Below are 13,432 nucleotides of genomic sequence, written 5' to 3'. Positions count from 1 at the left end.
AAATTCCATCAACCTGGGGGATAAAGCCCATTAGCCCACCAGCAAATTTTCCTCCGGGTATTTGATCAAACTTGGCTTGGGATCCCCCACGATCGCCGCCATTAGAATGGTGATGCCCACCCGGCCAATGAACATGGTGACAATCAGCACCAGTTGGGAAAGGGGTTTTAACTCCGGGGTAATGCCCAGGGAAAGGCCCACCGTGGCAAAGGCCGACACCGCTTCAAAGGCGAGGGCAACTGTTTCCTGGCCTGATTCTAGGAAAACTAGCAAACTCACACTAGAAATGACCGTCATCACCGAACCAAACACCACGGCGATCGCCTTGAGAATTAACTGGGGCGGAATACAGCGGCCATGAATGATTACCCTTTCCTGGCCCCGCAGAGCTGAACGGGTACAGTTAGCCAAAATAGCAAAGGTAGTGGTCTTAATACCTCCCCCAGTGCCACTGGGACTAGCGCCAATAAACATCAACAACATCACCAGCACCAAACTGGTGGAACTAAGGTCATTCAAATCAATGGTGTTAAAGCCCGCCGTCCGGGTGGTCACCGACTGGAACCAGGCGATCAGCAAACGATCCTGGAGGGAAAACTGAGCTAAAGCCCGATTGCCCTGGGCTTCCAAAATCAGAATGCCGAAAAAGCCCAACAACAAGAGAAAAATGGTCACCCGCACCACCACCCGTAGATTGAGGGAAAAGGCAAACCGCCGTTGGGAATTTTTGACTTTGCGCACCACCCAAAAATAGGCCTCAATAATTACCTGGTAGCCAATGCCACCAAAAATAATCAGAGCGGAAACCGCCAAGTTAAGGGGAAGGGAGCTTTGATAGCCAATCAAACCGTCGGAAAACAGGCTAAAACCAGCATTATTAAAGGCGCTGATGCTGTGGAAAACGGCATACCAGAGGGCCCTGATGGGAGGGTAATCCTGGACGAAAACGCCAAAAAGAATAATCGCGCCAGTAATTTCAAAAATTAACGTGGTAGCAATGACGGATTTAATTAAATTATTACTGCCCTGGGCAAAACGATGGTCGAAGGATTCTTGGATGGCAAACCGTTGTTGTAAGTCAAATTTGCGCCCAATCAGGATCATCAAAAAGGTGGTCAGGGTCATATAGCCCAGCCCCCCCAATTGGGCCAGCAACATGACAGTCAATTCTCCCCAAAAGGAAAAGTATTTGCTCACATCCACCACACTGAGCCCCGTCACACAAACAGCGGAAGTGGAAGTAAACAAGGCCACCAAGGGACTGCCCCATTCCCCGGTACTGGTGGCAAAGGGCATCAGCAACAGTAATGCCCCCCCGGCGATCGCCGCAATGAAACCAAGGCAAATGGTACGGGAAATAGTCATTCCAGCAGATAAAAATAAGAACTTAAGTTCGCAGAATGGGCTTGGTGGGGCACCACAGTTTTATAGAGGGATTCTAGTTGCACCATATTGGCCGCAAAAGTGTAGCGTTCCAGCACCCTTTCCCTTGCCTTGCGCCCTAACAGTTCCGTGATCTCTGGATGGTCCCGTAGTAAAGGCAAAAGAATTTTTAGCTGGGCCGTCACCCCTTGGGTTTTGAGCACAATACCCGCTCCATTTTCAAGCACTTCCCCATCGGCCCCGGCATCGGTGGCCAGACAGGCCGTGCCACAGGCCATGGCTTCCAATAAAGACAGGGATAAACCCTCCACCAGGGAAGGCAAAATAAAGGCATCGGCGGCCCGCAACAGTTGAATCCTGGTCAACTCATCGGCCACAAATCCCAACCAATGCACCCCCATTTCTGGGCCATAGTGGGTTTGTAGGGTCGATTTTAAAATGCCGTCCCCCACCATCAGCAGTTTGCAATGGGTCCCCATGTCGGAAAACTTCCAACCCTTGAGGAGAGCTTCCACATTTTTTTCCGGGGCGATGCGTCCCAGATAGATAAATAACCGTTCTGCTTGGTACTGTTTTTTCAGGTCATTTTCCCCCGGACAATAGCGCTCCACCGCCACCCCATTGGGAATGATGGCCAAGCGCTGCCGGGGCACCCCCAACTTGAGTAGAAGGTTCCGCTGCAGCCGAGAAAAGACGATTACCTTATCGTACTGGGCCAAGGAGGGCGCATAGAGTTGGTAGGTCAAAAACTGGGTACTGGAAGAAAAATTGCGTAGCTTACTATCAAAGGGGGGATGGAAGGTGGCAATCAGGGGTAAACCCAATTCTTCACAAATTTCCGGTAAACGAAAATCCAGAGGGGAAAGGGTCAAAGAAGCGTGCACCAGGTCGGGCTTTAACTTGGCTAGCGCGTCGGCCAAAACCCGGCTAGAGCGGGGGGTGGGGATAGTATAAATGGTTGACTTAAACAGAAACGGCAAAGCCACTTCAGCGCAACCACTTTCCGCCAGGGACTCCCCCTCCTCCTCCTGGGCAAAATGCAAAAAGCTGACCTGATGGCCCCGGTCTAGTAATGCATTGGTGACTTCCCGACCGTAGGTTACATTGCCGCAAAAGGGCGTTTTTTTTCCTAACCAAGCAATATGCATGCAGATAATCAGACCGTGAACGAAACCGTGCCAATCAGGGCATTGTAAACTTTGGCATTCTCAAAATTTCTTCGCCAATCATAGGGGATCTTTGGGCTTCTGGCGATGACATCGGACCCTAGGCATTGATCAAACTCCCCATGGCCCGACCCATATTGGCGGGGTGGAGAGCATCGAGGGCGGCGGTGGGTTCATAACCGCAATGGACCATGCAATCTTGGCATTGGGGATTGTTACTTTTGGGGCCGTAGTTTTCCCATGTCGTTTCTTCCAGTAGTTCTTGGAAACTTTGGTAATAACCTTCGTTGAGCAGGTAGCAGGGTTTTTGCCAACCGAGCACGCTGTAGCTAGGGCTACCCCAGGGGGTGCAATCGTAATCCTTTTCCCCCATGAGAAAGTCCAAGAATAGGGGGTTATGGTTAAAGTTCCAAGCTTTTTTGCCTTTATTCCAGGGGGCTAATAGCTCTCGGAACAGGGCTTTGGTCTGATCCCGCTTGAGGAAATGGTCTTGGTCCGGTGCCCACTCATAGCTGTAGCCAGGGGAAATCATCATACCGTCGATGCCCAGGGTTTGCAGATAGTCAAAAAATACCTGCATTTCTGCCACGTTGGCCCCTTCAAACACGGTGGTGTTGGTGGTGACCCGGAATCCCTTGGCTTTAGCCGCTTTAATGGCCGCAACCGCTTTGTCAAATACTCCCTGGCGATCGACACATTTGTCGTGGTGCTCCCTGGGGCCATCGAGATGGACGCTGAAAGTCAGGTAGGGGGAAGGCTGAAATTTATCGAGGCTTTTTTCCAGCAAAATCGCATTGGTACAAAGATAGATGAACTTTCGGCGGGCCACCAAGCCCCGGACAATTTCATCTATCTGGGGATGGAGCAGAGGTTCACCGCCGGGGATCGATACCACCGGGGCACCACATTCCTCCACGGCCCGAAAACAGTCTTCTGGGGAAAGATTTTGCTTAAGAATTTCCGTGGGATGTTGAATTTTTCCACAGCCTTGGCAGGCTAGGTTACAGCGGAATAGGGGTTCCAGCATTAGCACTAGGGGAAAGCGCTTTTTGCCCTGGAGCCGCTGGCCAACAATGTAGCTACCCACTACTAGAGCTTGCTTAAGGGATACAGCCATGATTTTTTCACACCACTTGAATTTCTGATTGTTACCAAAAAGTATGACACGGGAAAACCCTGCCATTTAGGGCCGGGATGGGTCAACTGAGTTTAACTCTGATTTTAATGACAAAGTACGGACACGGGCATAGCAGTAAGGAGCAAAATCCCTTGCCGTTAATGGTGGAATGACCCCTCAGGGGGGAGAATTACCTGCTAGATAGCTCAGATCTCTGAAGATTTGCGATCATAACTCTGCTTTATGATTAACGAACATTAGCAATCATTGGCATTAATTTTATGGAATTGCTTTATCACCATTTATTACAAGACAATTTATATAGTTTTCAAAAATTTTTACAATCGACCCTATTTTCTAAACAGTTTATCATTTCAGTTTGTCGTTTAAATCGTAACTGACTATTAGAGTTAAAAGCATACTTGTCGTGACTGGAAGATCCAATGACTAACATTAATGAATTTATCAACATCAAAATTAAATTAAGAGATCTGAATATTGGCAAGCGTTTACCCAATGATATTTATATTCATCACTCTACAATTTTGCATTTACCGTTGATAATACAACAATACGAAAGCCTTGCTCGACAAATTTTTGATGAAAATTATCAATCTAAACTAAATCAAAATTTACAATTTACACTGATTAAATTTAATCTTAATGAGCCAAAAATTTCTTATCTTGATTACCCCAATTTTGATTTAGATGCCCATCCGGCTTTGCAACAAAGTACGCAGATAAATTTAGAGTTGAATAATTGCGAAGTTCGCCATTACGGGGAGAATCCTCCGATCCTGCACCGTAAGGAAACCTTTGTTTGTGCTGATTATCCTTTATATGAAACCTTTAGTGCGTTAACTCAGGCAGAGGAAAAACTCGGTTTATTAGCTAATTCTCGTCAGATCGGTCACCGTCAGCAGTGGGAGAAACGACTGCAACAGTTTCGGGTCAGGATTGAAGACCATAAGTTGATTGAGATTAAGGAATCTGCCCATCAATCTCCTAAAATTGACCGTCACAAAGCCGCTATTGTTCGGCGGCAGATGTCTCGCCCGGTGCGATCGCTGTTTGACGCTGACCTGCTGAGCCAGGGGATGACCTTTTTTGACTATGGTTGCGGGCATGGGGAAGATCTTAAATTTGTTGCACAAAGAGGCTTTCAGGTAGATGGTTGGGATCCATTTTATAAACCTGATGGCCGTCCTTCCGGGGACTGTAAACCTGCGGATGTGGTCAATCTGGGTTATGTGATTAATGTCATTGAAAATCCAGCGGAAAGACGGGAAGCGTTAGTCCAAGCATGGGAACTAGCCCAAAAAATATTGGTGGTGTCGGCTCAGGTGTTAATTGCAGATGGGGGGAATGGTCATATTGCCTATGGTGATGGGGTGATTACCAGCCGCAATACGTTTCAGAAATATTATGACCAAGAAGAACTGAAGCTTTATATTGATCATGTTTTAGGGGTTGATGCTATTCCGGTGGCATTGGGAATTTACTTTGTCTTTCGGGATGAGTCTCAGGCAGAAACTTTCCGAGCTTCCCGTTTTCGTTCACGGGCAACCACGCCCCGCATTCGCCTATCAGTGAAGCGATTTGAGGATTATCAAGAACTTTTGCAACCTTTGATGGCTTTTTTAACAGAACGGGGGCGTTTGCCGAAGAAGGGGGAATTAGCGGCGGAAGCAGAAATTTGTGCTGAGTTTAAGACCTTAACCCGTGCCTTTAAGGTCATTGAGCAGGCAACGAACACTGAAGATTGGCAACGGATTACAGAGCAACGTCAACAGGATATTCAGATTTATTTGGCTTTATCTCACTTTGCGAAACGTCCTCGCTTTAGTCAGTTGGATGAGACTCTGCAAACAGATATCAAGGTGTTGTTTGGCACTTACAAGGAGGCTTGTTTGCTCTCAGATCGGATGCTGTTTAGTCTGGGGGATATGGAAAATCTAGCGGCGATCTCGCAGAGATCCGCTTCGCGGTGCGCCGAAAAGAGTCCCATCGGCATTTGCTCAAAGAAGGCGTTAGTAGTTCATATTAGTGCTCTGGATGCCCTTGATCCGCTGTTACGGTTATACGAAGGTTGTGCGAGCCGGACGGTGGGGCGATTAGAGAATGTAACCTTAGTGCGTTTTTATCTTCATGAGCCGAAAATTGCTTATATTTTCTGTCCAGATTTTGATACGAATCCCCATCCCCGTTGGCAGATGATGATGCAGATTGGTTTGCAGGATTTACAGGTTCGGTATAAAGAATATGACCCAGATTATGCGCCAGTGGTCCATTGCAAGGATCGATTGGTAGGGAAGGAATATCCTCTATTTGATAAGTTTGCTAAGTTATCGCAACAGGAAGAGGATTGGGGGTTACTGGATAATTGGTCAGAAATTCAACTGTGGCCGGGATGGCAAAGGACGTTACGGGAGATGGGAGTGGAATTTAAAGGGCATCGGTTGGTATGGTGTTCTGACGCTGATCCCTATACGCAGAAAATCATTAAAGCCCGTATTCGTAACCAGCAACGACAACGCCAAAACCTTTCCTAAGCCATAGAATGAGAATAACAGTCCACCATTTAATCTGAAATAATGCTACAAAACTTAGACCGCATCACGTTTGATCTTCAGATTATGGGAGGAAAGGCCTGTATTCGCGGAATGCGTGTGCCTGTTTCATTAGTCTTGAATTTGTTGGCAAATGGTAAAACATCAGAAGAAATTATTGATGATTATCCTTATTTAGAACAGGAAGATATTCAACAATCGATGCTTTATGCAGCTTGGTTAAGCCAGGATAAGATTATTCCTTTGCCCCAAAAAAGAGAGAGAGAAACCGCTTCATGAAGTTTCTGGCTGATATGGGAATTTCACCTAAAACAGTTCAGTGGTTAATCAATCAGGGGTATGATGCGATTCACTTGTTAGATGAAGGTTTGGAAAAGCTTTCTGATGAGAAAATTTTAGAAAAAGCTCAGACTGAAAAAAGAATTATTCTAACCGTTGATCTTGATTTTGGTACGTTGTTGGCGATCGCCAAAACTCCTTTTCCTAGCGTTGTTATTTTTCGTCTTAATAATGCTAGCCGAAATGTTATTGAAGCCCGCTTAAGAATTGTTTTAGAGAATTGTTTACAAGATTTAGAAGCCGGAGCAATTTTATCTGTTGATGATGAAAAAATTCGGATTCGTTACTTACCTATTTAGTCAATTCCAAGATATTTGTACGGCTTGAATCACTTTAGCCAGAATATCCGCTGCCTGTTCAATGTCTGCATCGGTTGTAAATTTGCCTATGCCAATCCGTAAGGCTCCATCCATGAAGTTATCAGGGAGATTCATCGCTCTCAACACATGGGATGGCGTAATTGTTCCGCTGGAGCAAGCTGAGCCAGTTGAGATAGCTATTTGCTCCCGAATACGAGCAATGATGGCGCTGTTGGGGATATCGGGAATGGCGATATGCAGGTTTCCCGCCAAACGTTGGGACTGGTTGCCGTTAACGATAATCTCTGGAATGACTGTTTGGAGCCTGGTTTGGAGATAATTTCGTTTTTGAGCGATCGCCGTTTCATCGACCTCCATTTCTAATTGACGTAAACGACAGGCTTCACCGAGTCCAACAATGCCGGGAAGATTTAATGTGCCAGGGCGTAGTCCTTGCTGCTGTCCACCACCCAAAAATAAGGGTTCAAGGCGATGATTAGATTTACGGATGAGTGCGCCAATGCCTTGGGGAGCATAGAGTTTGTGGCCAGACATAGCCAGCAGGGTGATACCCCAATCCTGAAAATTAATGGGAATTTTACCGATCGCCTGGGATGCGTCACAGAGGAAAGGAACAGAGTAGCGTTTGGCGATCGCCGCAATCGATTCAATAGGGTAGATGGTTCCGACTTCATTATTGGCTGCCATGACGCAGAGCAGGTCTAAGCCTTGGTGACAGACTTCTTCGATTTCATTGAGGTTGAGATTTGCTTGGGCATCAACGGGTAAAGTGATCAGTTCGATGCGTCCTTGTTTTTCAAGATGGTAGCAAGTATCAAGGACGGCTTTATGTTCGACGGCAGAGATGGCTATGCGGGGAATTTTCTGTTGCTTTTCTAGGGCTAAAACGGTGCCTTGGATGGCGAGGTTAAGGCTTTCAGTTGCGCCGGAGGTGAAAGTAATTTCTTGGGAACGACAGTGGATTAAGTCGGCGATCGCCTGTTTAGCTTGGTCAAGGGCTGCACGGGCGCGATCGCCAACGGCATGGTCAACACTGCTGGCATTACCAAACTGGGTCGTCATCAGTGCCAGAACTTTTTCGGCGACTCTGGGATCAACGGGTGTCGTGGCATGGTAATCCAGGTAGATCTGCTTATTGCTTTCCATTGGAAATAAGGGGGGGCGATGAGAGCCTCTAGTTCGGGGACATCTTTTTGCACAACATCCCAAAGGGTATTAAGATTAATGCGATCATATTGGTGCGCCAGAATATCTCTCATTCCGGCAATATCTTTCCAAGAAATGTGAGGCGTTATTGATCTGATCTCAGCAGATAGGCGTTTTGTCGCTTCACCAATCACAATGATTTGATAGAGGATTGCCGATTGTTTTTCTTCGTTGGCACTGAGTTCATCTTTTGTTAATCCGTTGCTGAATATCTGGATTCGCTGAATGGCGTTCAGAATATCTAGTAAATAAGCATTATCACGACTCATAGATAGTCACCGCACTGTTTAGAATCTCTTGACGACGTATCAAATTATCGCCTTCTTCTATAGCCGCTTTGACCACTAAATCGACTTTACGGTGCAATATTTCTTCAAACTGATGCTTGATTTTGGCAAGGGTCAATAATCCTTGGCGAGCATCTGGGGCAAAGGAAATAAGTAAGTCAATATCACTATCTTCGTGAAAATCTTCTGTTAGGGCGGAACCAAATAGCGCTAATTCGCTGATGTGCCACTGTTGACAGAGTTCTACCAACGTTCGTTGGGGAATTTTGAAATGATTTGCTGAAAGCATACTGAATATTTAAAAGATAGAGTTGACGTTATTAATTACTTAGAATATACCCAATTTTCCGCAAATCCCTGCTTTGCCGCCAAAGTTATTAACGGTTTAATAGTTGACTCATAAGCATTGAGCAACTTTTCTGAATCTAACAAATCATTCTCCGACAAATTTAAATCAGCAACATAGGGATCTATTGCTTTGTTCCATGATTGTCTTGGTAAATATTCATGATTTGTAACTAGTGCTAGATGTTGTAATTTGACAAAATTATAAAAGTATTGATCAGCTGGTAAATTATTAGATTTGGACGAATTTACTTCTGGAATAACTGGGATAAGATTCCATAATTGGTCATGGGCGACGAATGACCAAGGCAAATAATGATCTAATGATAAATAATTGGGATTTAGCTTCTGACGGGAATAGATACAATTTAATGATTGGTGATTGAGAACGGATTTCCAAAATTTTGTCTGAGAAGATAGTACTCCTCTTTGTTGAGGAATAAACAACTTATTGACAATATTTGGAGTTGTAGGATTTCTTGATTGCATATATTCTAGCCATGCCCATGATGCCCAACCTTTAACAATTTTAAAATTCTCTTTAATGTAATTAACCCAATCTTGAGACAAGATAATTCCCTGACAATCTTTCACTAAATCAGCATCAAAACAATATAAAGCATTTCTTGATTTGTAATTATTATTAGTTAAATCCAAAATGGTTTGATTAACTTCTACATCTTTCAAGCCTTGTGTTTCTTGGCTATAAAAAGGACGAATTAATCGAAAAGGAACATATTTGATTAGATAAGCAACTAAGTCATCATAAGTTTGATTTTCTATCGTCTTTCTGAGAAGCTGTTTATCTGGATCGTTAAATTTTAAAATTGGCTCACTAATAATTAGATTTAGAGAATCTAGTTTTTCGGTAATTTTGTCTTGTGTTCCAAAGGAAAGTTTAAAATAATTGTGAGGAAACCAAGCATTGGCTAAAATTTCAACGACCAACTCAACAAAGCTAATCGGAGACGTGACATCAGATTTTCTACGTTTAAGAATATCTAGTAGCGAAAGAAAAAATAGATATTTATAAGAATTTGTTGTTTTATTAAAAAGCTGGGCAAGGCTCGACACATTTACCCGTTTAGATTCAGGTAGGCTTTGGGGAGAAATACCAGAGGAGCAATTCTGTGCAAAGTTTCCCAGGTAGAAATCAACAAAACTACTAGCGGCATCAGGATCGAGAGTTTCTAGGGCCGTCGTAATTTGGTGGATGGTTTCACCAGTGGGATCTATCTGTTCGTGGAACCATCGGAACACAATCGGACGCTCAACACCCAAGGCGATCGCCAAACGGTTTTGGCTGATGTTGTGTAGCTCCAAAGTCTCTTTTAATGCTTGTCCTGCTTTCCCCATGACTTGATTATCACAGAAAAATCAGGCGTCAGCGTTATCATATATGATAACATTGCATAACTACTGAGAGCACTAAGCAATTATGAGTGATTTCCCAAAAGACTGGTCAATGTACGAACCCGATGGTGATTTTGCAGTTTCAGAAATGATGCGTGAAGTTAAAGCAGCTCTGAAAAATATGCCTTTGCCTGAAGTACGGAAGCTGTTAAAAGCAAAAATTGAACTTGTAGGCATAAGTCATGGTGAAATTTATGATTCAGAAGTACGTAATAGAATCGAGAGTTATTTGACCTCTTGGGCTTGTGAAGCGCATGAACTTAATGATACTTGGAACACTTTATCCCGTTCTTATTGGAGCCTGTAATGAGTCAAATATTTCAATGTCCTTATTGCAAAGCTTTAGCGACCTGGAAAAAAGGCAATTATATTCATCGTCGTATTTGTAACAGCCCTGAATGTCGGAAAAAACTTAATAGCGACACTGCCAAGAAATATGATCAGTTACGTCAACAGCGCAAAATACAGGAGTTAAAATCCCAAGGATTTGATGTTGTCACTTGCCAAATATGCAATCAAGATTTTGAAATGATTCACCATAGTCATTTGAAAAAGCATGGTTTAACAGTGGCTGAATACCGAAACAAATTCCCCAATGCTTTAATTTGTAATTCTCGTAGCAATCAAAAACGACGACAGATAGCTTTAGATCGTTCCAAATATAAAAGCTATTCTGGGAAAAATTTTGATAATAACTTTTTAGAATTTATAGCTGGATCATTATTGGGTGATGGTTATCTAGAAAAACAAAAAAATAAACTTAATGCTCGTTATGCGGAGGGGGGAGCTAACAAGAAATATGTAAATTGGAAATTTAACTTTTTAAAAGATTATCTTCCCTGTACTTTTCAAGAGCGTTTGTCTGTTCCTCATGTTAAATCAGGAAAACAATATCGAGGTTGGTGGATAAGAACCTGTGTTCATCCTATATTAACTGATTTACATTCTATCTGGTATTTAGAAAAGAAATTATTACCTAGAGAATTTATTGAAAAATATTTAACGGAGTTTGCTTTCTCTATTTGGTTTTATGATGATGGTTGCTCTTCTACTGGCCTAACTTTATATCCTATGAGTTTCTCGGAAGAAGATGTTAATTTTTTATCGTCAATTATCTTAGAGAGATTCAATCTTGCGAACTCTGTTCTCAGAACAAAACAAGGACATTTTTTTATTAAAATTAGTAGAAAAGTAAAATCTGAACTAAAGGCAATTCTCGATAAAGTTCCAATCCCAGGCATGGAGTATAAAAGAAATTTTCAATGAAAATCATTATGCAACAATAAACTTATCAAAACTTGGATCAGAACATGTTAAATTTTCCCACTGTTCAGTTCCATCAGTGTAACGTTGCTCAAAATAACGCAAATTACCTGTTTGATTGTAATGTCTCTGGGCAACTAAAGGCTTTAATGGAGAGACTTCTTGCAATAAATCAGCTAGACAACTGCGGTTCTTTTCGATCTGTTCGGCGATCGCCAACTCCACATTAAAATCAGATCCTTGCCAAATACGTAACTCATCCAACTGGCGACGATGGGTAATTAAACCCTTTTGCATTAACCGTTCAATTTCAGCTTGCCAATAATCAGATTGCTCACTGTCGGCTTGATCACATAACGCCCAAGTAACCAATGCTGAAGTTGCCTTCAGGTTTCCTGTCGTTGTTACCAAGTTTAAAATCCCCACGGTTTTCAGAACCTCTAGTGTTTGGGGAGATTGATCACGAGCATCTTCAATTAATCCCTGAATCTCCACCCACCGTTGCAGATTCAACCGAGACGCCAATCCCGTCACCGTTTCTACAAAATAGTCATATAAATGATGAAGTTTCAGAGTAGGTAAGCTAAAGTCAATAACAATTGTCTCTAGAAAGTGCTTAAAAGAATGGGGTTCATCACTCGTTAAAAACGTAAACAGTGATCGATCGTTTTGAGCATAGCGAGTGCATAAAAGCGGTAACACAAACGCTGTGAGAGGATGCAACGGATAAACCTGTGTCAATAACTCTGCCGTTATTTCCTGATCGCCAATTAAACCCGATAATGTCTGATGCCATTGCCCACTTTTTTCTTGAAGCATCTCTAGGATTGGTTCAGCCTTTTCTCGATCAATTACCTGAGCAATTAATCGAGTCATTTGATTTGGTGATTCTGTAAACGGAATATCTTCAAATCGACCTTGAATTTTATTCCACTCATTCTGCTCTGTCACCGACAGGCGATCGCCATAACCTCCAAAAGATTGATGGAGCAAGCCAATAAAATAAACTTGGTTTTCCCCAGCAAGGGACAATTCTGCTAATTGTTGAAGTAAATATAAATCTGTAATCCCTTGATTTTGGGCAGCATATTCTAAGTTTTTGCCCAATTCATCCACAATTAATAGCAATGGCGTATTTGCCATTACGACTAACTCTTTGATCGCCCGTAAAATCGCCTTCGGCGTAACCTGACAATCCCCCGTCTCCGCTTCAATTCTCCAATCTGTAAGTTGGCGCAGCAATTTATCTGCCCGTTGATTTTTTGGAAAAAACGCTTCTGCCCCTTGGGATAAAGCACGGGCCAACGTCCACGTCAATGGTTCCTGCTGCCCCGTTGCAAAGGCCACCATCAAACCCTGAGCAGGCAACGCGGCGATCGCCTCTAAAATTGGGCTTGTCGGTTCCAAAAATCGCTCTGCAATTGCGACAGCAACGTTATGAACTTCCGTATTTTTGGGCGTACAAAGACTTGCTAAAAAATGAATGAAGGCAGACTTTCCCGTTCCGTATACCCCTGTCAATGTCCACGCACGATGGGTCTTAGGTTTGGAAAATGCAGGTAAAATCCGCTCTAATGTCGCCGTAGAACGCTCTGTCAGAACATAACCTTCAACCGTGCTTGCTTTGCCTAAATCTCGTTCTAAATTGACTGAACGGTAATAACGGCGATGAATCTGAAAATATTGGCTTAGGGTAGTCACGATTGCTTAAATCAATAAATACTAAATATCAGCGTAATAGGTTCCCAGAACTTGGTTAGCTAATGCTATCGGATCTGAATCAAACCAGAATTGCAATTTTCCAGCGTTATCTTCTAACCCTAGCTGTTTATTGGTTCGACCGACCGCTTCTATTGCACCGCATAAACTACTCTCTGTTAACTTAAAAACCATTCCCGGGCATTGTCTGCTTAGGGAGTGAGAGCTAGAATTGTTACGCAGTATAAGGTTGAAAAAAATGAACTGTATCTATTGTGAAAGTGAACGGGTAGTGAAAAATGGAAGAAAGAAGCTGAAGACGAGA

General features: G+C 43.3%; 14 protein-coding genes. 5 read left to right on the top strand and 9 right to left on the bottom strand.

The genetic code is table 11. The annotated features are described in order from the left end of the window. Positions 1-30: 30 nt before the first annotated feature. From IQ217_RS14090 to hpnH, 3 genes are all read right to left on the bottom strand, one after another. Complete coding sequence (locus tag IQ217_RS14090) at positions 31-1,365, bottom strand: TrkH family potassium uptake protein (RefSeq protein ID WP_190599100.1); 1,335 nt, start codon at positions 1,363-1,365, stop codon at positions 31-33. After that, positions 1,362-2,531, bottom strand: coding sequence for a glycosyltransferase family 4 protein (locus tag IQ217_RS14085; RefSeq protein ID WP_194020436.1), 1,170 nt, complete (start codon positions 2,529-2,531; stop codon positions 1,362-1,364). The genes IQ217_RS14090 and IQ217_RS14085 overlap by 4 nt, the downstream gene beginning before the upstream one ends. Before the next feature lie 118 nt (positions 2,532-2,649). Beyond that, positions 2,650-3,732, bottom strand: coding sequence for an adenosyl-hopene transferase HpnH (hpnH, locus tag IQ217_RS14080; protein ID WP_338116556.1), 1,083 nt, complete (start codon positions 3,730-3,732; stop codon positions 2,650-2,652). Positions 3,733-4,109: 377 nt separating this feature from the next. Here hpnH and IQ217_RS14075 point away from each other — a divergent pair, with 377 nt between their 5' ends. From IQ217_RS14075 to IQ217_RS14065, 3 genes are read left to right on the top strand one after another with little or no spacing between them, the layout of a single operon-like run. Continuing rightward, on the top strand, positions 4,110-6,218 hold the full coding sequence (locus tag IQ217_RS14075) for a DNA phosphorothioation-associated putative methyltransferase (protein WP_194020434.1): 2,109 nt from the start codon (positions 4,110-4,112) through the stop codon (positions 6,216-6,218). 42 nt (positions 6,219-6,260) lie between these two features. Continuing rightward, positions 6,261-6,515: a DUF433 domain-containing protein gene (locus tag IQ217_RS14070; RefSeq protein WP_194020433.1), complete on the top strand. Its 255-nt coding sequence runs from the start codon at positions 6,261-6,263 to the stop codon at positions 6,513-6,515. After that, positions 6,512-6,874: a DUF5615 family PIN-like protein gene (locus IQ217_RS14065; RefSeq protein ID WP_194020432.1), complete on the top strand. Its 363-nt coding sequence runs from the start codon at positions 6,512-6,514 to the stop codon at positions 6,872-6,874. The genes IQ217_RS14070 and IQ217_RS14065 overlap by 4 nt, the downstream gene beginning before the upstream one ends. Here the strand turns inward: IQ217_RS14065 and IQ217_RS14060 are convergent, their stop codons facing one another. From IQ217_RS14060 to IQ217_RS14045, 4 genes are read right to left on the bottom strand one after another with little or no spacing between them, the layout of a single operon-like run. Further along, a complete protein-coding gene (locus tag IQ217_RS14060; RefSeq protein WP_194020431.1) occupies positions 6,875-8,041 on the bottom strand; it encodes a cysteine desulfurase family protein in 1,167 nt (388 codons plus the stop codon). Next, positions 7,957-8,370: a HepT-like ribonuclease domain-containing protein gene (locus IQ217_RS14055; RefSeq protein WP_194020430.1), complete on the bottom strand. Its 414-nt coding sequence runs from the start codon at positions 8,368-8,370 to the stop codon at positions 7,957-7,959. The genes IQ217_RS14060 and IQ217_RS14055 overlap by 85 nt, the downstream gene beginning before the upstream one ends. After that, complete coding sequence (locus IQ217_RS14050; protein WP_194020429.1) at positions 8,360-8,677, bottom strand: nucleotidyltransferase family protein; 318 nt, start codon at positions 8,675-8,677, stop codon at positions 8,360-8,362. Before IQ217_RS14050 ends, IQ217_RS14055 begins: the two co-directional genes overlap by 11 nt. Positions 8,678-8,712: 35 nt before the next feature. Continuing rightward, entirely contained in the window at positions 8,713-10,089 is a 1,377-nt protein-coding gene (locus IQ217_RS14045) for an HNH endonuclease domain-containing protein (RefSeq protein WP_194020428.1), read from the bottom strand. A gap of 82 nt (positions 10,090-10,171) precedes the next feature. Here IQ217_RS14045 and IQ217_RS14040 point away from each other — a divergent pair, with 82 nt between their 5' ends. Both IQ217_RS14040 and IQ217_RS14035 read left to right on the top strand, forming a co-directional pair. Beyond that, a complete protein-coding gene (locus IQ217_RS14040; protein ID WP_194020427.1) occupies positions 10,172-10,453 on the top strand; it encodes a hypothetical protein in 282 nt (93 codons plus the stop codon). Beyond that, complete coding sequence (locus IQ217_RS14035; protein WP_194020426.1) at positions 10,453-11,412, top strand: MucR family transcriptional regulator; 960 nt, start codon at positions 10,453-10,455, stop codon at positions 11,410-11,412. The genes IQ217_RS14040 and IQ217_RS14035 overlap by 1 nt, the downstream gene beginning before the upstream one ends. 6 nt (positions 11,413-11,418) lie before the next feature. Here IQ217_RS14035 and IQ217_RS14030 read toward each other — a convergent pair whose 3' ends face one another. Together IQ217_RS14030 and IQ217_RS14025 are read right to left on the bottom strand one after the other, a co-directional pair. Further along, positions 11,419-13,110, bottom strand: coding sequence for a hypothetical protein (locus IQ217_RS14030; protein WP_194020425.1), 1,692 nt, complete (start codon positions 13,108-13,110; stop codon positions 11,419-11,421). A 21-nt stretch (positions 13,111-13,131) separates the two neighbouring features. Beyond that, positions 13,132-13,302 carry a DUF4007 family protein gene (locus IQ217_RS14025; protein WP_228024118.1) on the bottom strand — a complete coding sequence of 57 codons (171 nt, stop codon included), beginning with the start codon at positions 13,300-13,302 and terminating at the stop codon, positions 13,132-13,134. Between the last annotated feature and the right edge of the window lie 130 nt (positions 13,303-13,432).

Source organism: Synechocystis salina LEGE 00031, from assembly GCF_015207985.1.
In the GTDB taxonomy this organism is placed as follows: domain Bacteria; phylum Cyanobacteriota; class Cyanobacteriia; order Cyanobacteriales; family Microcystaceae; genus Synechocystis; species Synechocystis salina.
The sequence above is the reverse complement of the archived record's forward strand: the minus strand, read 5'-3'. Positions and strand labels throughout refer to the sequence as shown.